General features: G+C 62.5%; 17 protein-coding genes. 11 read left to right on the top strand and 6 right to left on the bottom strand.

All coding sequences use genetic code 11. From position 1 onward, the window contains the following. Positions 1-239 precede the first annotated feature (239 nt). A complete protein-coding gene (gene aroA, locus HX803_RS21745; RefSeq protein WP_178923390.1) occupies positions 240-1,496 on the top strand; it encodes a 3-phosphoshikimate 1-carboxyvinyltransferase in 1,257 nt (418 codons plus the stop codon). 32 nt (positions 1,497-1,528) lie between these two features. Next, positions 1,529-1,918, top strand: a complete 390-nt coding sequence (locus tag HX803_RS21740; protein ID WP_178923388.1) for a hypothetical protein — start codon at positions 1,529-1,531, stop codon at positions 1,916-1,918. Between the two features lie 6 nt (positions 1,919-1,924). Here HX803_RS21740 and HX803_RS21735 read toward each other — a convergent pair whose 3' ends face one another. Next, positions 1,925-2,302 carry a tautomerase family protein gene (locus HX803_RS21735; protein ID WP_178923386.1) on the bottom strand — a complete coding sequence of 126 codons (378 nt, stop codon included), beginning with the start codon at positions 2,300-2,302 and terminating at the stop codon, positions 1,925-1,927. A gap of 106 nt (positions 2,303-2,408) precedes the next feature. On the opposite strand from HX803_RS21735, the gene HX803_RS21730 reads away from it, so the two are divergent. After that, positions 2,409-3,278 (top strand): LysR substrate-binding domain-containing protein, encoded by an 870-nt coding sequence (locus HX803_RS21730; RefSeq protein WP_178923384.1) that lies wholly within the window; start codon positions 2,409-2,411, stop codon positions 3,276-3,278. Here the strand turns inward: HX803_RS21730 and HX803_RS21725 are convergent. After that, on the bottom strand, positions 3,275-3,880 hold the full coding sequence (locus tag HX803_RS21725) for an NAD(P)H-dependent oxidoreductase (RefSeq protein WP_178923382.1): 606 nt from the start codon (positions 3,878-3,880) through the stop codon (positions 3,275-3,277). The two genes, HX803_RS21730 and HX803_RS21725, sit on opposite strands and share 4 nt — an antisense overlap. A 72-nt stretch (positions 3,881-3,952) precedes the next feature. Between HX803_RS21725 and HX803_RS21720 the strand changes: the two genes are divergently transcribed. Next, complete coding sequence (locus HX803_RS21720) at positions 3,953-4,555, top strand: TetR/AcrR family transcriptional regulator (RefSeq protein WP_178923380.1); 603 nt, start codon at positions 3,953-3,955, stop codon at positions 4,553-4,555. A 112-nt stretch (positions 4,556-4,667) separates the two neighbouring features. After that, entirely contained in the window at positions 4,668-5,045 is a 378-nt protein-coding gene (locus tag HX803_RS21715; RefSeq protein ID WP_178923378.1) for a hypothetical protein, read from the top strand. Between the two features lie 75 nt (positions 5,046-5,120). Here HX803_RS21715 and HX803_RS21710 read toward each other — a convergent pair whose 3' ends face one another. Both HX803_RS21710 and HX803_RS21705 read right to left on the bottom strand, forming a co-directional pair. Then, positions 5,121-5,795, bottom strand: a complete 675-nt coding sequence (locus HX803_RS21710) for a GNAT family N-acetyltransferase (RefSeq protein ID WP_178923376.1) — start codon at positions 5,793-5,795, stop codon at positions 5,121-5,123. A gap of 22 nt (positions 5,796-5,817) precedes the next feature. Then, positions 5,818-6,726, bottom strand: coding sequence for a LysR family transcriptional regulator (locus tag HX803_RS21705; RefSeq protein ID WP_178923374.1), 909 nt, complete (start codon positions 6,724-6,726; stop codon positions 5,818-5,820). Positions 6,727-6,839: 113 nt separating this feature from the next. Between HX803_RS21705 and HX803_RS21700 the strand changes: the two genes are divergently transcribed. From HX803_RS21700 to HX803_RS21675, 6 genes are all read left to right on the top strand, one after another. Next, positions 6,840-8,021: an MFS transporter gene (locus HX803_RS21700; protein ID WP_178923372.1), complete on the top strand. Its 1,182-nt coding sequence runs from the start codon at positions 6,840-6,842 to the stop codon at positions 8,019-8,021. A gap of 54 nt (positions 8,022-8,075) precedes the next feature. Then, positions 8,076-8,786: a FadR/GntR family transcriptional regulator gene (locus tag HX803_RS21695; protein WP_178923370.1), complete on the top strand. Its 711-nt coding sequence runs from the start codon at positions 8,076-8,078 to the stop codon at positions 8,784-8,786. Between the two features lie 104 nt (positions 8,787-8,890). Beyond that, positions 8,891-10,084 carry an L-2-hydroxyglutarate oxidase gene (gene lhgO, locus HX803_RS21690; protein WP_178923368.1) on the top strand — a complete coding sequence of 398 codons (1,194 nt, stop codon included), beginning with the start codon at positions 8,891-8,893 and terminating at the stop codon, positions 10,082-10,084. A 58-nt stretch (positions 10,085-10,142) separates the two neighbouring features. Then, positions 10,143-11,468, top strand: a complete 1,326-nt coding sequence (locus HX803_RS21685) for an MFS transporter (protein WP_178923366.1) — start codon at positions 10,143-10,145, stop codon at positions 11,466-11,468. 81 nt (positions 11,469-11,549) lie between these two features. Then, entirely contained in the window at positions 11,550-12,401 is an 852-nt protein-coding gene (locus HX803_RS21680) for a CAP domain-containing protein (RefSeq protein ID WP_178923364.1), read from the top strand. Between the two features lie 150 nt (positions 12,402-12,551). Next, on the top strand, positions 12,552-14,738 hold the full coding sequence (locus tag HX803_RS21675) for an ATP-binding protein (protein ID WP_178923362.1): 2,187 nt from the start codon (positions 12,552-12,554) through the stop codon (positions 14,736-14,738). 3 nt (positions 14,739-14,741) lie between these two features. On the opposite strand, the gene HX803_RS21670 is transcribed toward HX803_RS21675, so the two are convergent. Together HX803_RS21670 and HX803_RS21665 are read right to left on the bottom strand one after the other, a co-directional pair. Further along, on the bottom strand, positions 14,742-15,908 hold the full coding sequence (locus tag HX803_RS21670) for a diguanylate cyclase (RefSeq protein ID WP_178923360.1): 1,167 nt from the start codon (positions 15,906-15,908) through the stop codon (positions 14,742-14,744). A 110-nt stretch (positions 15,909-16,018) separates the two neighbouring features. Beyond that, positions 16,019-20,143: a hypothetical protein gene (locus HX803_RS21665; RefSeq protein WP_178923359.1), complete on the bottom strand. Its 4,125-nt coding sequence runs from the start codon at positions 20,141-20,143 to the stop codon at positions 16,019-16,021. Between the last annotated feature and the right edge of the window lie 103 nt (positions 20,144-20,246).

Genomic DNA, 20,246 nt, shown 5'->3' with positions numbered 1-20,246 from the left:
TTCCAAAAGTGACCCGCTGTAAGAGCGGAACCATAAGCCGCCATTACCGCAGACATGGATATGTACACCATGAGGCCGCCATCGCAGGCAAGCCAGCTCCCACAGGTGGACTGATGCACAACCAGAAAATACCGGTGGCCGTTACCCCACGCTCGACAAGCACTGCATCTATACCCGATTATTCGAGTCCGCCCGTCGGCCACTCCGTGCCACCTTGCCTTGATCAGGAGCCCTGTACCTTGAGTTCGCAAAAAACCGTGACCGTTACACCGCCCAACTTCCCCCTCAATGGCAAGGTCGCGCCCCCCGGCTCCAAATCCATCACCAACCGCGCCCTGCTGCTGGCCGCCCTCGCCAAGGGCACCAGCCGCCTGAGCGGCGCCCTCAAGAGCGACGACACCCGCCACATGTCCGTGGCCCTGCGCCAAATGGGCGTGACCATCGACGAACCCGACGACACCACCTTCGTGGTCACCGGCTCCGGCAAACTGCAACTGCCCACCCAGCCCCTGTTCCTCGGCAACGCCGGCACCGCCATGCGCTTTCTGACCGCCGCCGTGGCCACCGTCGAAGGCACCGTGGTACTGGACGGCGACGACTACATGCAGAAACGCCCGATCGGCCCGCTGCTGGCCACCCTCGGCCAGAATGGCATCAAGGTCGACAGCCCCACCGGCTGCCCACCGGTCACCGTGCACGGCGTGGGCAAGGTGCAAGCCAAGCGTTTTGAAATCGACGGTGGTTTGTCCAGCCAATACGTGTCGGCCCTGCTGATGCTCGCGGCATGCGGCGAAGCCCCGATTGAAGTGGCATTGACCGGCAAGGACATCGGCGCCCGTGGCTACGTGGACCTCACCCTGGACTGCATGCGCGCCTTCGGTGCCCAGGTGGAAGCCGTCAACGACACCACCTGGCGCGTGGCCCCCACCGGCTACACCGCCCATGACTACCTGATCGAACCAGACGCCTCCGCCGCCACCTACCTGTGGGCCGCCGAAGTGCTGACCGCTGGCCGCATCGACATCGGCGTGGCCGCCCAGGACTTCACCCAGCCTGACGCCAAGGCCCAGGCCGTGATCGCCCAGTTCCCGAACATGCAGGCCACGGTGGTCGGTTCGCAAATGCAGGACGCCATCCCGACCCTCGCGGTGCTGGCGGCGTTCAACAACACCCCGGTGCGCTTCACCGAACTGGCCAACCTGCGCGTCAAGGAATGCGACCGCGTGCAAGCGCTGCATGACGGTCTCAACGAAATCCGCCCGGGCCTGGCTACCATCGAAGGCGACGACTTGCTGGTGGCCAGCGACCCGGCACTGGCTGGTACCGCTTGCAACGCACTGATCGACACCCACGCCGACCACCGCATCGCGATGTGCTTTGCGTTGGCCGGCCTGAAGGTGGCGGGCATCCGCATCCAGGACCCGGATTGCGTGGCCAAGACCTATCCTGAGTACTGGAAGGCCCTGAGCAGTCTTGGGGTTCAACTGAGCTACTGAGCACTAGGCGCTGGAAGGGGGAGGCCTTGCACATGAACATTCGCCAGCCCTGCCCACCCGGCGCCTGCGACTGCCAGCGCGAACAGCTGTTGGAGGCGCCGGGCACCGACCAGCGCATCCTGCAGCTCACGCGCCAGGAAGAGAAAAAACTGCTCGACCGCCTCGAAGACCTCAAGAGCCTGCAAGACCTGGAGCACATGCAACAGCTGATGTACCAGCAATTGGGCATCCGCGTGCATGTCGCACCGGGGCACACCGAGGTCAAGAGCATGCGCGGGATCCAGATCATCATCGACGACCTGCCCGGCCTGTGCCGCAAGACCCGGCAATCGATCCCGGCCGCGATTCGCCGTGGCATGGAGAAGCGCCCGGAAATCGCCTACCGCCTGCTCGACGCCCACGACCTGTTTCGCGAAGGCTAATGCCCGCTACTCATTGCCCCGCCCGCCGCCAAACGACCAGTCCTCTGGCGCCGTGGTGCTGATCACGATCATTACATCCTCAGGGTCGAGACCGATGCTTGCACTCAAACGCTGGGTCAGCACGTGGTAGAAACGGCGTTTGGTCACCGTGTCACGCGGCTTGCCACCAGTGATTGCAATCAGCACGTAGTCGGCACTGCGCGGGCCGCCCAGGTAATCAGCATCGACGAACAACTCCCCCGGCTCATGCTGGTGAATGACATGGAAACGATCCCCCACAGGGATCCCGAAGGTTTCCACCAGTGCGTCATGCAGGCCTTGGGAAAGGGCCCGTAGGTAATGGGTTGGCTTACCGCGTTGCAATGAGATGCGTGCGTAGGGCATGTGCAGCGCTCCGACAATTGAGTTGACGGGCAAAAATTAGCAAGCCAGGATCATTCCGAATATCAGATTAAACAGCAGCCACCATGCCGTTTTTATGGACGATTCGATGAGCCTCCCCACCTTTGATCTGGATGTACTGCGCACCTTTGTCCTGGGCGTGGAGCTCAATAGCTTTGCCAAGGCCGCAGACCGCCTGGGGCGATCAACCTCGGCGGTCAGTGCGCAGTTGAAAAAACTTGAAGAGCGAGTCGGCACGCCGGTACTCAACAAGTCCGGCCGTGGCCTGGCGTTGACGCCGGTGGGCGAAGCCGTGCTGAGCCATGCCCGACGCCTGTTGGCACTCAACGACAGCATTTTTGATGCCCTCAACCAGACCCGTACCGAAGGCACACTGCGCCTTGGCGTACAGGAGGATTTCGGCGAGCGGGTACTCAGCGATGTGCTGCGCAGTTTCGCCCAGCTTTACCCAATGATCAGCCTGGAAGTGCGGATTGCGCGCAATGCCGAACTGTTAGCACTGGTGGACGGCGCCAAGCTCGACCTGGCGCTGACGTGGGCCACCACGCACGTCTCGCCCTACGTCACGCACCTGGGGCAAACCGCCATGCACTGGATCGGTCCCCGCGACAAACCGATGCTGCCTCGTAGCTCCCTGGCACCGCTGCCGCTGGTGATGTTCGACGCACCTTGCGTGTTGCGCAGCGCCGCCACCGATGCGCTGGACCGTGCAGGCATTTGCTGGCGAATCGCACTCACCAGCCCGAGTGTCGCGGGCATCTGGGCCGCCGTGGAGGCCGGATTAGGCGTGACATTACGCACGTCAATGGGTTTGCCGCCCGCGCTCTGCAAGCTGGACGACCTGCCACCCGTGCCATCGTTGGGGTACGAATTGCACCGCAACCGCCAACAGCCCAGCGAGCCGGTGACGCAGTTGGCGAGGTTGATCCAGCGCAGCCTGGAGAAGCATCTGCTTTAGGCTTTTTCCAGCACTTCAGACTGCGCAAACAGCCGTCGCCCCAGGTTTTCTGCTGTGTTCAGGTGCGCAAGGGCCGTTCCCGACTCCGATTCCAGCAGCAACTCAGACGTCACTACGTGCGCCCCGCAGTAATCAAAAATCCCATAGTCGATCTGCGTGCCCATGGCCTTGGCATAACCGTGGCGTTCAAACGCGCTTTCATCAGCGGCGCCCAGCGCGAGCAGGTGCACCTGCAAGTGCCGCAGTTTTTTCACCACCGGGGTATCCGGGCCGTAATCGATGGCCCAGCCATTGACGAACACGCGGTCGACCCAGCCCTTGAGCAATGCCGGCATCGACCACCAATAGATCGGGAACGCCAGCACCAGCGCGTCGGCGCGGTCGATACGCGCCTGTTCGGCGAGCACGTCGGCGGGAGCCGTGGCGCGGGTGCGGTGCACTAAATGGTCGGCGGCGCTGTAGCGCGGGTCGAAACCTTCGGCGGCGAGGTCGGCGATTTCGTAGGTGTGGCCTGCGGCGGCAAGCCCCGTGGCAACGTGTGCGGCCAGGCTGTGGGTGAGGGATTGCGGGTCGTGATGAGCGACAACGATGAGTGCATGCATGACAGTGACTCCCTTTCAGCTTAAGCTACGATTAGTAAGTTACGCCGATTAAATTACTTTTGGTATATAAGCATGTCAAGCAGTGAATCCCCTGCCCCACGCCGTCGCCTGACCCGCGAAGACCGCCTGCGCCAACTGTTGGATGTGGCCTGGCAACTGGTACGCGACGAAGGCACCGAAGCCCTGACCCTGGGCCGCCTGGCCGAACTGGCGGGTGTGACCAAGCCGGTGGTCTACGACCATTTCGTTACCCGTGCGGGCCTGCTGGCCGCCCTCTATGAAGATTTCGACGGGCGCCAGAACCAGGTCTTCAGCGATGCCATCGAAGCCAGCGCGGCCACCCTGGATGACCGCGCCTGGGTGATCGCCTCGTCCTATGTCGATTGCGTGTTGCTGCAAGGCCGGGAGATTCCCGGGGTGATCGCGGCGCTGAGCAGTTCGCCGGAACTGGAAACCCTCAAGCGCGAGTACGAGGCGATCTTCTTGGCCAAATGCCGCGACGCGCTGTCGCCGTTCGCGGCGGCTGGCAGCGTGTCACAGGCCGGCCTGCGCGCCATGCTCGGCGCGGCGGAAGCCTTGTCCCACGCGGCGGCCAGTGGCGAAATCAGCCGTGAAGAGGCGCAACAGGAGTTGCTGGCGACGATCCTGGCGATGGTCAATCGTGCGCGCGGTTAAAAAATTATTCACGGGCGAGGAATAAAGCGGCGCGGCGGGTGTTTACCTGAGTACGGCGTGTGAATACAGCACATGGCCAGTACCCAAACCAGAAAAGACCCAGGAGTTTGACATGCTGAACAAACGCTCCTTTGCTGCTGCCATCCTGATTGCCTGTGCTTCGTCCATGGCCTTCGCCGCCCCTGCCAAAATCGCCGACAGCGCCAAAGGCAAAGTGCTGGTGGACAGCAAAGGCATGACCCTTTACACCTTCGCCAAAGACAGCGCCGGCAAGTCGGCCTGCAGCGGCCAATGCCTGGCCAACTGGCCGGCGTTCACCGCCTCGGCCGCCGCCAAGGATGCCGACGGCTACACCGTGATCACCCGTGACGATGGCAGCAAGCAATGGGCCTACAAGGGCCAGGCGCTGTACACCTGGGTCAAGGACAGCAAACCGGGCGACATCACCGGTGACGGCGTTGGCGGCAACTGGAACCTGGCCAAGCCATAAGCAACCCCCGCCCCTGTAGGAGCCCGCATGCGGGCGATAGCGAATTTGAGGGCGCCATCGCCGGCAAGCGGGCTCCTACAGGTTTTGTATGAAACGTTGGGCTTTGTGTGTGAGCTGGTCGAGGTGGCGATCACGCTGTTTCTCGGCGTCCACCATTGCGCGCTTGCCGTGCTTTTGCAGCAGGTAGGTGTGGATCTGCCGCATTTCCAATGAGCTGTAGATCGACGCCACATCCAGCACGCCCATCAGGCCATTCGTTGCGTAATCCCGTGTGTTCATCAGCACCTGGGTACCCCGCGCGCCGCGCACTTGAAAGCCCATGGCCTCGAACGCCGGCACCTTCTCCACCGCGCAGGCCAGTTCGGCGTGGGGGTAGCGCGCCAGCACGTCTTTCAGCATCGCCCGTGCCACACCCTGGCGCCGCTTGCCGGCCTGCACGGCCATGAATGCAATGCCGCACGCCTCGGGATCGTCCTTGACCGGCAGGTACAACACAAAGCCGATGACCTGTTCCGGGTCCTGGGTGTCGGTGGCCACCACCAACTCGACCGCAATGCCCTTGGCACCGCCCAGCGCCTCCAGGTACAGGTGCACCTCAAAGCCGATCGCGTATTGGTAGATGTTGTACAGCAGGTTGCTCGGCGGCAGCGCCACGCTGCTGATGTCGGTGAGGTTGTCCACCACCATCTGCAGGATCTGGCCGTTGACAGGCTCGGGGCACGGGGTGGTGTAACGGGTAAGGCTGAACATGCAGATTCCTGGGAGTTTCACGTCAAGACAGCGGCGATTGTACCTGCTGCAGCCCGCACACCTCACGTAAACATCCGCGCAACCAGCGATGGGCCAGGTCGGCATCCAGGCGCGGGTGCCAGAGCATCGCCACGGTAAACGTGGGGAGCACCAGCGGCAGGGCGAAACTGTGCAGGCCTTCGCGTTGGTGGACGGTGTAGCGCTCGGGCACGCTGGCGATCAGGTCGGTGTCCCGTGCCAGTGCGATGGCGGTGGAGAACCCGGCCACGATGGTACTGATCTGTCGCGGCATGCCTTGGGACTCAAGCACGTCATCAATCTGCCCTCGCGCCTGGCCACGGCGGGAGACGTACACGTGCTGCCCCTCGGCATAGCGCCGAATGCTGACAGTCCCCTGGCTCAGCGGATGCCCGCTGCGCACCACGCCGATCAAGCGGTCACGGAACAGCGCCTGGGTCAGCACCTCGGGGTTTGCACTGGCGTCCACCACACCGGTCTCCAGGTCGACGCTGCCGTCGCGCAGCAAGGCGGTGTCCTTGTCGGTTTTAGTGACGAAGCGCAGGCGCACCCCAGGGGCCTCCCGGGCGATGCGCGCGAGCAATACCGGGCCGAAGTTTTCGACGAACTCTTCGCTGGTGCGCAGGGTGAACGTGCGCTCGACCCGGGCCATGTCCAGGGACTCTGCGGGCCGCAACACCGCCTGGGCCTCCTGCACCAGGCGGCTGACCTGCTCACGCAATGCCACCGCCCTGGGCGTCGGCACCAGGCCACGACCCGCGCGCACCAGCAACGGGTCGCCGGTGGTCTCACGCAGCCGCGCCAAGGCCCGGCTCATCGCCGACGGGCTCAGGCGCAGACGCTCTGCGGCGCGGGCGACGCTGCCTTCGGCGAGCAACACGTCCAGGGTGATCAGCAAATTCAGATCGGGCATCACGACTCCTCATCAGGCGTTTCATGCAGGTATTCACTGCATACCCGGCGTCTTCCGCCATGTTAGGCCACGCCGTAGAGTTGTGACAGTCGCGTTCACTCAAGGAATTCCCTATGCACACGGTTTCACGAGGCGCCCTTGTCAGCCTGTCCCTGTCCATGTTGCTGGCCGCTCTGGGCACCAGCATCGCCAACGTCGGGTTGCCAGCGCTGGCCCACGCGTTTGACGCCTCGTTTCACGCCGTGCAGTGGGTGGTGCTGGCCTACCTGCTGGCGATCACGGCGGTGATTGTCAGCGCCGGCAGCCTGGGCGATCGACTGGGCCGTCGGCGTGTATTGCTCGCCGGTTTGTTGTTGTTCGCCGTGGCGTGCGGGCTGTGCGGGCTGGCGCCGTCCCTGCCATGGCTGGTGGTGGCGCGTGTCCTGCAGGGCCTGGGCGCGGCGGTGATGATGGCGATGACCCTGGCCATGGTCGGCGACACCGTGACCAAGGAACGCATCGGCCGGGTGATGGGTTTGCTCGGCACGATGTCGGCCGTGGGGACTGCGATGGGGCCAAGCGTGGGCGGGATGCTGCTCAGTTTGTGGGGTTGGCAAGCGTTGTTCCTCGTGGGCGTACCCTTGGGCCTGCTGGCCGCTGCCCTCGCCTATTGCTACCTGCCGGTTGATCGCCAGCCGGGGCATCGGCCCTCGGACGAACGCTTCTGGTCCCCGCTGAAAAACCCTTCCTTGCGCGTCGGCCTGGTCATCAGTGCGCTGGTGGCCGCGGTGATCATGACCACGTTTGTGGTGGGGCCGTTTTATCTGTCTCGGGGGCTGGGGCTCGATCCAGCCTGGATGGGCCTGGCCATGGCCGTCGGGCCTTGTGTGGCCGCACTGACCGGTGTGCCCGCCGGCCGTTGGGTGGACCGGCTGGGCAGCCAACGTATGACCCTCGCGGGGCTAGGCGTCATGGCCCTCGGCGCGCTGCTGCTGTCCCTGGTCAGCGGGCTGCCGGCCTACCTGGGCTCGCTGGTGTTGCTGACCACCGGCTACAGCCTGTTCCAGGCCGCCAACAACACTGCCGTGATGAGCGATGTAGAGGCCTCACGTCGTGGCAAGGTCTCCGGCCTGTTGAACCTGTCTCGCAACCTCGGCCTGATTTTCGGCGCATCGGCCCTGGGTGCGGTGTTCGCCTGGGCCACTCCAGATGTCACCCATGCCCTGCCACAATCAGTGGCCTACGGCCTGCACGCCACCTTCGCCGTGGCGCTGGGCATGATCCTGCTGGCGGCGGGGATACGACACAAATATTGACAAGTTAAAATCGTAACGACTATTGTCTGACAACCTGATCACCAAGGCAGTCCCATGCTTGAGCTCCAACGCCCCGATTCGCTCGTCGTCCGGGTTGTCAGTGCCATCCGCGCAGAAATCGACTCCGGCCAACTGCCGCCCGAGTCGCGCATGCCCACCGAACAGCAACTGGCTGAACAACTCAACGTCAGCCGTTCCGTGGTGCGCGAAGCGATTGCCCAGCTCAAGGCCGATGGCGTGATCACCGCGCGCCGGGGCCTGGGCTCGTTCATTTCGCAGACACCGGCCGGTACGGTGTTCCGCTTCCCCCAGGCCGACGGCCGCCGCCCGGACCTGGCGCAGATGTTCGAAGTGCGCCTGTGGATCGAAACCCAAGCCGCCTCGATTGCCGCCCAGCGCCGCGATGATGCCGACCTGCAGCGCATGAAAAGCGCGCTACAGGCCATGCAGGACAACCGCGACAACTTCGAAGCCGCCGCCATCGCCGACGTGGAGTTCCACCGCGCCATCGCCGACGCCAGCAAGAATGATTACTTCGTGGCCTTCCATGACTTCCTGCGCAGCCAATTGGCCAGTGCGCGCAAGACCGCCTGGGAAAACTCGGCGTCACGCTTTGTCACAGGCTCCGCCGACGCCACCCAAGAACACCAGGCGCTCTACCAGGCCATCGCCGACGGTGACGCTCAGCGTGCCGCCGCCAGCGCCGAAGCACACCTGCGGGCTGCCGCGCGCCGCCTGAGCCTGGAGCTGCCAGCCACCCATTGACCCTTTAAGTAGCGTGTCCTTGGACACGCCATTTTTTTAACAAAAACATTAGTCTGACAACCTGATAAGCAGACCGAAATGTGCAACCTTAGAGACTCCGCATCATGATTCACGACTATTGCATCATCGGCGGCGGCATCGTCGGCCTGGCCACCGCCATGGAACTGCTCAAGCGCAAACCCGGCGCGTCCCTGGTGATCCTGGAAAAAGAGTCGGTGCTGGCCAAGCACCAGACCGGCCACAACAGCGGCGTGATCCATGCTGGCATCTACTACGCACCCGGCAGCCTGAAGGCCGACCTGTGCAAGCGCGGCGCCGAACAGACCAAGCAGTTCTGCACCGAGCACGGCATCAAGTTCGAGGTGTGCGGCAAGCTGCTGGTGGCGTCCAATCCGCTGGAAATGCAACGCATGGAAGCGCTGTATGCGCGCGCTCAGCTCAACGGCATGAAGGTTGAGCGGCTGGATGCCGACCAGTTGCGCCAGCGTGAACCGAACATCGTTGGCCTGGGCGGGCTGTTTCTCGACGCCACCGGCATCGTCGACTACCGCCAGGTGTGCGAGACCATGGCTGAGGTGATCCGCCGTCGCTGTGGCCAGATCTGCCTGGACCGCACCGTGACCGCGATCCGCGAAGACACCGACAAGGTCACCATCAGCACCCGCAGCGAAACCTGGCAGGCGCGCCACCTGGTGGTGTGTGCAGGCTTGCAGTCGGACCGCCTGGCGACCCTGGCCGGGATCAAGATCGACCATCAGATCATCCCGTTCCGGGGCGAATACTTCCGCCTGCCGCCGGAAAAAAACAACATCGTCAACCACCTGATCTACCCGATTCCCGACCCGGAGCTACCGTTCCTCGGCGTTCACCTCACGCGCATGATCGACGGCAGCGTTACCGTCGGCCCGAATGCCGTGTTGGGCCTGGGCCGTGAGAATTACCGCAAGTTTTCGGTGAACTGGCGCGATGTGGCGCAGTACGCCAGCTTCCCGGGGTTCTGGAAAACCATTTGGCAGAACCTCGGCTCGGGCACCACCGAAATGAAGAATTCGCTGTTCAAGTCCGGTTACCTGGAGCAGTGCCGCAAGTACTGCCCATCGCTGACCCTCGACGACTTGCTGCCCTATGAAGCGGGCATTCGCGCCCAGGCGGTGATGCGCGACGGCAGCCTGGTACACGACTTTTTGTTCGCCCAGACCGCGCGAATGCTGCACGTGTGCAACGCGCCCTCGCCGGCCGCCACGTCAGCCATGCCCATCGGCGCGATGATCGCCGACCGCCTGTTCACCCCCGAGTAACACCCGGCACCAAACGTCCATTTGACAATAACTATAAAGACTCAGAAGGAAGTAACGCATGACGGCCCCCGCCTCCATCCCCAGCACCGAAACGCCCGAGCAAACCCGCAAGCGCCTGCGCAAAGTCGCGGCCGCCACCATCTTTGGCTCAATGCTGGAGTGGTACGATTTTTACCTCTACGCCACCATGGCCGCGATTGTGTTCTCGAAGATCTTCTTCGATAACAGTGATCCGAAGACCGCCACGCTGATGGCCTTTTCCACCTTCGCCATCGGCTTTATCGCACGCCCGTTCGGCGGCATTCTGTTTGGCTACCTGGGCGACAAGTTCGGTCGCAAGCAAGTGCTGGTGCTGACCTTCTGCCTGATGGGCGTGTGCACCACGCTGATCGGCCTGATCCCCAGCTACGCCTCCATCGGCATCTGGGCGCCGATCGTGCTGGTGTTTATCCGCATCATCCAGGGCCTGGGCGCCGGTGCCGAGTTGTCGGGAGCGGCGGTGACGTCCTACGAGCACGCCTCCCAAAACAAACGCGGCAGCCAGGGTGCCTGGCCGGCACTGGGCCTGAACCTGGGCTTGCTGCTGTCCTCGCTCACGGTTTACCTGCTGACCATCAACGGCAACGAGTTCCTGCTGGCCGGCGGCTGGCGCATCCCGTTTGTGTGCAGCATCGTGCTGGTGGGCGTGGGCCTGTGGGTGCGCCGCAGCATCCCGGAAACCCCGCAATTCAACGAGCTGAGCAAGGCCGAAAGCAAAGCCAAGGCATCACCGCTCAAGGCCTTGTTCAAGAACGACCTGAAGGGCCTGGCGGTGGTGTTCTTCGTGGCGATTGGCTACAACGCCCTGAGCTACATCTTCAAGACCTTTTCCCTGGCCTACCTCACCCAGTTCAAAGGCGTGGACGTGCACGTCACCTCGCTGTCGGTGACCATCGCCAGCCTGATCGCCATCGTCGCCGTGCCCTGCTTCGGCTGGCTGTGCGACAAATGGAGCAGCAAGACCGTGTTGATGCTCGGCGGGGTGTGCTCGCTGCTGTTCGCCTACCCGTTCCTGGCGCTGCTCAACAGTGGCGAAAGCCTGATGATCTACCTGGCCATTGGCGTGGGCACCGGCATCCTGGCGCCGATGATGTTTGCGCCACAGGGCTCGTTCCTGAGCCGTCAGTTCCCGACCCAGACCCGCTCTTCGGGCTTTGGCACCGGGCGTGAAATCGGCACCGCCATCGCCGGTGGCCTCGCGCCATTAGGGGCGCTGTCGATGGTGGCGGCCTCAGCCACTCACTCCACTGATGGCGTTGTGATAATCCTCGCGGTTTCGGCCCTGCTGGTGGTGGTGTTTGCCTTGTGCGATCAGGGCCGCAAACACTCGGCATTCAAGAACTGAGGAAAAAAGTTCGGACCAACGGGTGCATGGACGCACCTACATCGCGCATCATGGGCACTTTCAAGCTCAAGGGTAACGTCCATGCGCGTTCTGTCATTGATGATGGGTCTTACGACGCTGGCCGCCAGTTTGGTGTTCTGCGCCAGCGCGATGGCGAATGAAGAAAGTCAGTTGGTACAACAGATCAACGATTACCGCAGCCAGGTACAGCGCTGCGGCAACCAGGGGTCCCAGGAACTGCCGCCGCTGGCCAGCGACACCCGGCTCGTGCTGCCCGCCACCAACGTTGGCGACCTGCAGCAGGCCCTGGCCCGTGCGGCCTACCCGATGGTCAATGTGCAGGCCATCAGCCTGTCGGGCCCCAAGGACGCGCAAGCGGCGATGAAGGCCGTGCGCGAAAGTTTCTGCCGCGTAGTGCTGGACCCGCAGTTTGTCGACATCGGCGTGAGCAACAGCGGCCAGGACTGGCGCATCGTGCTCGCCCGCCCGCTGCTGTCCAGTGGCCTGGGCGATTGGCAGACCGAAGGCAAGCAACTGCTCGGCCTGATCAACGCCGCCCGTGAACAGCCGCGCCAATGCGGCACCCAAGCCTTTCCCGCAACCACCCCGCTGTCGTGGAACGACGACCTGGCCAATGCCGCCAACAGTCACACACGCAACATGGCCAACGGCAACTTCTTCGACCACCTCGACCACGACGGCCGCACCCCGGGTGACCGCGCCGAACTGGCCGGATATATCGCGAAGAACATCGGCGAAAACATCGCGGCTGGCCTGGACACCCCGCGCAAAGTGGTGGACGGCTGGCTGGCCAGCCCGGGCCATTGCGCCAACCTGATGAACCCGCAATTCCGTGAGCTGGGTGCCGCCTATGCGATGGACCCCAAGAGCGATGCAGGGATTTACTGGACGGGGGTTTTTGGCGCGCAATAATGGATTTGTAGAAGCCCCACGCCACCGAAGCATCAAATTGATATCATTCGGAAAATCCCGCTGAACTGCCAGCGGGCATTCCGGTCTGTTGCTTGTCAGGCCGCCCCTTCCAGGCGTTGAACCGACCGAGGCAAACAAGGTGTTTTCCCAATGATGAATTGGCTGCAAAGCAGCAGCGACATGGCTGAGCGCGTTCGCCAGCATGATTGGGCCGCGACGCCTCTGGGCCCGCTGGAACACTGGCCCGATGTCCTCAAGACCACCGTGGCCTTGTGCTTTGCCTCCAGCTTCCCGCAGTCCATCGCGTGGGGCCCTCACCTGACCATGCTCTACAACGACGCCATGACCCCGATCCTCGGCGACAAGCCCTATGCGCTGGGGCGTCCGTTCAACGAGGTCTGGCGTGAAGCCTGGGAAGAGGTCAGCCCCATCGCCCAGGCGGTCTTCGAAGGGCACGCCACCTATGTCGAAAATTTCCCGCTGGTGATCGAGCGCGGCGCCGGGGCCGAACAGGCCTATTTCACCTTTTGCTACAGCCCGATCCGCGACTCCCAGGGCAAGGTCGTGGGCCTGCTCAATACCGTCACTGAGACCACCGCCACCGTGTTTCTCACACGCCGTCTGGCGGTGCTGGACGCCATCGGCAGTGCGGTAGCCAATGCCATCGATGCCGAAGCCATCATGACCAGCACCACGCGGTTGCTGGCCGAGCACCTGCACGTGTCGAACTGCGCGTATGCCGACATGGACGACGACCAGGACGGCTTCACCATTCGCGGCAACCGGGCCGCGCCCGGGTCACCCAGTATCGTCGGGCGCTACAGCCTGGCGTCGTTCGGCGAGTTGGCCGTGCGCCGTTTGCGCGCAGGCGAGCCCCTGGTGATCCATGACAACCGCGTGGAATTCGCCCCCAGCGAAGCCGCCAGCTACCAGGCCCTGGGCGCCTTGGCGACGGTGTGCTTCCCGCTGATCAAGGACGGGCACCTGACGGCGCTGATGGCGGTGCATCACAAGAACGCCCGTGTGTGGTCGCCTTACGACCTGGCCTTGGTGGGCGAAGTCACCGAGCGCTCCTGGGCGCATATCGAGCGCGTGCGCGCCGACGCGGCAGTGCGCGACGGGCTGACGGCCATCACCGAATTGAACGCCACCCTGGAGCAACGGGTAGAAGAGCGCACCACCGCGCTGACCCAGGCCGAAGCCGCCCTGCACCAATCACAGAAACTCGAAGCCATCGGCCAATTGACCGGTGGCGTGGCCCATGACTTCAACAACCTGTTGACCATCATTCGCTCGTCCATGGACTTCCTGCGCCAGCCCGGGCTGTCCGAAGAACGCCGCCAACGCTACATGGGCGCCGTCTCCGACACCGTCGAGCGGGCCAGCAAGCTCACCAGCCAACTGCTCGCCTTCGCCCGTCGCCAACCGCTGAACCCGGAAGTCTTCGACGTGAGCCTGCGGGTCAAGAACATCGGCGAAATGCTCGAAAGCGTGACCGGTGCGCGCATCCACGTGCAAATCGAACTGCCTGCCACGCCGTGCCATGTGCGCGTCGATTCCAGCCAGTTTGAAACCGCCCTGATCAACATGGCCCTCAACGCCCGTGACGCCATGGACGGCCAGGGCCAACTGACCCTGCGCGTGGCCAGCGTGCCGGCCTTGCCGCGTATTCGCGGGGAGGCCGAAGTGCGCCAGCCGTGTGTGGCCGTATCCCTGGCCGACACCGGCAGCGGCATTCCCGGCGACAACGTGGAGCGCATTTTCGAGCCGTTCTTTACCACCAAGGCCGTGGGCAAAGGCACCGGCCTGGGCTTGTCCCAAGTGTTCGGGTTTGTCAAGCAATCGGGCGGCAACGTCGACGTGGCCAGCACCCTCGGGCGCGGCACGGTGTTTACCCTGTACCTGCCCGAAGTGGCGCCTCCCACTGTGCAACCGCCTGCGCAACCCGAGGAACACGCCCCGCTGCCCGACACCACCCTGCGGCATATCCTGATCGTCGAAGACAATCTGGAAGTGGGCCGCTTCGCCAACCAGATCCTGCAGGACCTGGGCTACCAGACCACCTGGGCCACCGATGCCGAACAGGCGCTGGCGCTGGCCGGGGCGAATGCCATGGCCTTCGACGGGATTTTCTCGGACGTGGTGATGCCAGGCATGACCGGCGTGGCGATGGCCAGGCTGCTGCGCCAACGCCGCCCGGACCTGCCGGTGGTGCTCACCTCAGGCTACAGCGAAGAATTGGCCGACAGCGGCTATGAAGGCTTCGAGTTCCTGGCCAAGCCCTACTCGGCCGAGCAGGTGGCACGGGCACTGGCCAAGTCGATGGCCCGGGACTGAGCCCTACTCCGCCACCGCCACCTGATTGCGCCCCAGGGCCTTGGCCCGGTACAGCGCCTTGTCGGCGGTGTTCATCAAGCTGTGCAGGTCCTGGTCGAGGCTGCGGGTGGTGGCCACGCCCAGGCTGGCGGTCAGGCCGTGCACGGGTTCGGCGGCCAGACCGGAAATCGCCTTGATCAGTTGCTCGGCGATGTCGCGGGCGGTTTCCAATGAGGTGTTGGGCAACAGCACGGCAAACTCTTCGCCACCCAGGCGGCCATACACGTCGGCCTGGCGAAACGACGCACTGATCACCCCGCCAATCTGGCGCAGTACCTGGTCACCCGCCTGGTGGCCATAGGTGTCGTTGATGTCTTTGAAGTGGTCCATGTCCATCATCAGCGCGCTCAACGGCTGTTGGTTGTGCCGGCATTGGGCGTACAACAACTGGGCATGTTCGAAGAAGGCGCGACGGTTCATCAGCCCGGTAAGCTCGTCGGTCTGTGCGGCGCGGGTGGAGATGTTGTGGGCGCGTTCCATCTGCCGGGTCAGGCGGAAGGCTTTTTCCAGGGCATCGGACAATTTGCGCGTGGCGCTGACCACAAAGGTCGAGAACACCAGCACCGCCACCGCCACGCCCACCTGCATCGGCGACGGCTGAAACAGCAGCCACAGCGTGCACGGCAGTAACACCAGGCCCATGGAACCCAGGGTCATGTAGCGATAGGCGGAGTAACAGGACACCGCGCTGACCGACATGCCCACGGTAAACAGCATCACCAACACCTGGGACACGCGGTCGTCGGTGGGCATCACGGCCAGGGCACCCAGGCCCCACACGCCGGCCGACAGCATCAGCGTGACCCAGTAGCGGCGCTCCCAGCGGTCGGGAGTGCGTTCGATGTTCGGGCAGCGGAACCAGTCCATGAACATCTTCAGGCGCAGCAGCGAGGTGACCGCCAGCACCACCATCCAGATCAACATCACCTGATGATCAAAGCGGTCCCAGCACAGCCAGCAGAGCATGGCGGCGCCCAAGTAACTGCCGAAAATGGCGGCGAACGACTGACGAAACAGCTGGTGCAAACGGTCCGTTCGCACCTGCTCCTCGATAAAACAATCCTGGTCCCGCCCACGCCCAAGGCCGTTCATGAAATCCGCCTGCTTCGACTGCCACGACAAAGGCGCCATTGTGGCACCCTGCCAGCACCCTGAACAACTGAATCACGCCAGATAGAGGCATTGTCTGGTTTTGACCGCCTGAATAACCCCCGGCTTCAGCATAGACGACGGCGCGATGCTCAGAACACTTGAGCCTCGCCATTGACCGTTGCATCGATCCAGCGTGGCGTCATGGGATCGCTCCAGACCGACTGCGGCGGTGTCTTCCCGTTGCTGATCAGGATTCGCCTGCCCGAGTGGCTCCACTCCTGCATCCGTGCCTTGAACCGGGCCGGGTAGTCCACGGCCGGGCAGGTGATACCCGCCCAGGGGTCGACCACCCAGGCGTCCGCCCACTCGGGCCCGGTAAACCCTTGGCTGCGCGGTGATCCAGGCGGGCCACCGACAATAGCAAACGTATGCCCGGGTACTTGCGCGATACGGGCGTTGCCGCCACTGACGTTGATCGTATCAACCGCGACCTTAGCCATCTGGTCGCAATTACCGGCCCCGGTCTTGAGCACAATTTCGGAGTAATTGGGCGCATTCGTTCGCGTATACAGCCACCCCACGGTTTCCGAGGCACTCTGATTGCGCACGTGTTCACCCGGTTGGCCGGGCACTTGTTGATTGGCGGAGCGTATGCCCGTGGCGTCAAACTGATCGTCCACTGCCTTCTTGCCACCTTGCGCATACACGCCGTTCTGCTGCTCGGGTGTCAGTTGTGCGAAGTCCGCGGGCTTCTTGATGGGCTCAAGCCGGATCGGTTTTGCCGCGATCACCACTTTCCCCGGATTATTTCCGCTTGCGTAGACAGCCATCAAGACTTCACGCCGCTTCTCGACCGTCAGCCCGCTGAGTACCTTGACCAGATGGTCGATTTCCGCCGGTGACAGGGGATTCTCCGCCAGGATTTTATTGATCAGGGTCTCAATGCTCGGCAAAACCACCAGTTGGTTGTTGGGTGTACCCTGCGCCACGTAGCCATGGAGGTCCTTGAACTGATCGTGTTGGCGAATGAAGTCAACGTCTACTGGGTCATTACGGGTCAATCGATGGAAATCCAGGGTGTCGGAACCCGTGAGCTCGGCGTAGTAGTGAACGCCCGTGTCGCCCTCCACCACCACGTACTGCTTGCCACCGTGGTCGACCTTGACCCCTCTGACAACACGCTGGTCATGGCTCAGATCGCTGATCGCGTCCATCTTCACCACCACGGTGTCCTGGTTCAGCGCCCGGGGCTGGCCAAAGTCATCAAAACCAAAATCCGGTTCGTTGACCCGTGTGCCGCTCGTGTGAGGTTTGTAGGTGATAGGCTGTCGCGTCGCGATCGGCAAAAGCTCCTGGTTACCCACCTCGTTGACCCGATATAACCGATGTTCATGCACCACAGTACGCGGCCTGTTGGCCTGCCCTGCCATAGGAATCAATCGGCGATGCTCAAGCGCTTGGGCATCCTGGAAAACCGGCGTACCAGCAGGCTCGATGAGCTTGGTGTAACACAGGTCGTCCACGTCTCGCTTTGACCGCTTGCCCACCGCGCCGCAGGTCAGTGTAAAACCCTCCAGCGGCCCTGCCTGCTCCGGACCGCCCACCTTGATCAGCTTGTCGGGGTTACGCGGGTCAAAACGAAAGACGTCATCGCCGACCACCACGTCGGTGTGATGCTGCCTTTTCAGTACACGTACCTGGTCGCTGGAGATGCCGTCAGGGACCCTGACCGTTCCCCCTTCGGGCAAGCTCCTCGTGGTGAGAGGCAGGTCGGGTGTGACCTCATAACGGCCCTTGCCAGGCGGTTTGAACGACAATGACTGCTTGAACTGCGCAGCACCCGCCTTGATTCTGCTGATGTCTGCGGGTTTGAATGTGAGCGACTTCCCGCCTTTGAAGTTTATGCCATGCAGTACCGGATCGAGCGGGTTCAGGTTGTGGCCCACGGACACCCCGAACTGCTTCACCAGAGGCGCGAACTTCGGTAAGAGCCCTCGCAGTGTGATCCGCCCCGCGCCAGACAACACGCGCACCGTGCCTGACGCCAACCGGCCGGCCGGGCCGGCGAAGGTGAAGAGCCCATCCACCACCAGGCCCAGAATGCCGTCCTTGGTCCGTCCGTTGACGAGATCCTCAATGCCACTCCAAAACGGGATAAAGAACTGACCCACACCCTTTATCCGCTCCCAGAACGCTTGGTCATTTTTGTGCGCCGAGCTTTTGCGGTCAGGGTCAGACGCGGCCCACTCCTGCAATTTGTCTTCGTCGACATAGAACAGGCCTCGACTGATTGCCACTGCGATTTCTTCAGATCGGTTGGACGTCAGTGTACGGGGTACTGAGTCTTTCGACGGGCAGGTAGGAGCAGGAAAGTGCGCAAGCTGTTGAGGCACCACGATGCTGAAACTTTTCGGTCGTGGCCCCTTGCCGGCCTTGAAGTCAATCCACGCTTGCTTGAACGCCGCCCTGCCTGCGCGGCTATTGCGTACAACAATGGATTCGGACGCAGCCCCATCGTCCGAGTGTTCGATGGAAACAAAGTCCTTTGTGTAGTTTTTTTCTGTCGGATCGTACGACTCCAGGACCGGTTTCAGATCATCACGACGCCGGGCAATCCCTTTCACCGGATTCATTTCATAGTAATGGGTCTGCCCTTCGTACACCGCCTTTATCAGGAAGCCCGGGCGCGTCAACGCCGCCTTCTTGTCGTCATCGGTCTCCGTGTCGGAGCCAGGCTTGACCCTGAGGGCATACAGCGTGACCTCACCCCTCTCGATTGCCACCCGATCCTTGAATGGAAGCTGGGCCAGTTGGCTGAGCACCACCCGGGCGTAGCCTGCCTTGGCTTGGGTCAGATAGCGTCCAAACTCGCTCTCAAAGCGGTCCTCATCGTAAACCGGGTACTCATAGACGGCGTCAGACGGCCTGATTTTCTCGCCATTGAGGTGTCGATACAGCGCAAAAAAAGGACTGATCAGCGACAACACCTCAGTGCGCGAGGTGCCCTTTTCCATCCGCTCAAAATACTGCTTGCGCATCGGCACATCGGTGGCCAATTGCGTGGTGGCTTCTACGATGTCACTCACATGTTCATCAAACACCGAGACAGCATGCTGAATTTCATCTTGGGAATACTCGTCTTTCTGCGGGATCACGCCCTGCGCTGTCGCCCACTCCAGAATGGCCGGAATGCGCGTCGCGGTGATGAGCCCGCGCTGTTCGTCCGTGGTCGCCTGTTCGCTCAGCTTGCCAGGCAAGTCAACCAGCGCCTGGAAACTCATGCGGCGTGCCGAACCCGGTTCAATCATTTCAGCCAGCGCGACACCGTGCTTGAAATTCACCCAGACAGCGCTTCCTTGATACGGCAACGCCTCAGGAATATCCGCCACGGCGAACTCAGCTGGCAAACTCGGTTTAAGAATGTAAGCAGCCAGGTGCGCTTCAAGGGAGGACAGTTTCTTCGCATCCACCAGATGCTGGTGAAGGCTTGCGCTGATAGACCCATAGCTTTGCCCCCACAGATCACGAGAGGTCAGGTCGAATCCCGCGACGTGTCCGGCCTTGCGCCCGGTTAATGGGTCCAGGCTCAAGGCGATGGCTTTCATGACCAGCCGCACCTTGACGGCCGGGGAAATAACGTCCTTCAGCGAGAACTCGGCACCGCCCAGCTTCTTCAGCAACGTTTGGAGCAGTCGTTCTGCATTGGGCGACTTGAGAATCAGCGCCAACAGTACGGCGGGTGTGTCCTTGGCCTTTTCCAGCGCTTGCGCCGAGAGGCCTTCGGTCAGATAGCTGAGCAACGGTTTTTTGCGTGCCACCTCTGTTTCATTGACGACCTCAGCAATAGCACCCTCGCTACTCTCCTGCAGCAACGCATCGACCCGAGTGGAATCGTCATCCAGGCCCAGGGATATTTCACTGCGGGTATTTTCCACGGCATGAATCGCTGCTTGCACCTCGGCAGGCGTTCGTGGGTTCGACGGAACAACGCCGTAGAACTTGAGCATAGTGTCCAACTGGTTAGTGCCCGGCGCAGTCACACCGGTAGTCGGTACGAGCGGCGATTGCTTGCCGAGCACCACATGGACTTTTTGCGCATCAGGAGTGCCTTTGCCTGCCTTCAGCTCGTGTAACACTTTCAACATCTGATCAAGGTCTGCCAGCCTTGCACCCACCGCGTCAGGCTGAGCCGGGTTGCGCGCAGTCGATAACGGCAGGGCTGTTGCGGGAGAAGCTAAAGATTTTTCAGGCAGCAGCTTGCCGTGAGCGGTCAAGGGAGTTCCGGGTGCTCTCAACTGGACAGACGTCATGGTGTTTTTTCTTCTCTGGATTGGCGTTCACGGACCCAGCGAAAAAGCGAGCAGAGCTGAAAGAACT

This window comes from Pseudomonas sp. P7548, assembly GCF_013386585.1.
Classification (GTDB): Bacteria; Pseudomonadota; Gammaproteobacteria; order Pseudomonadales; family Pseudomonadaceae; genus Aquipseudomonas.
Note: the sequence above shows the minus strand (reverse complement) of the source record. Positions and strands in the feature narration are given on the sequence as shown.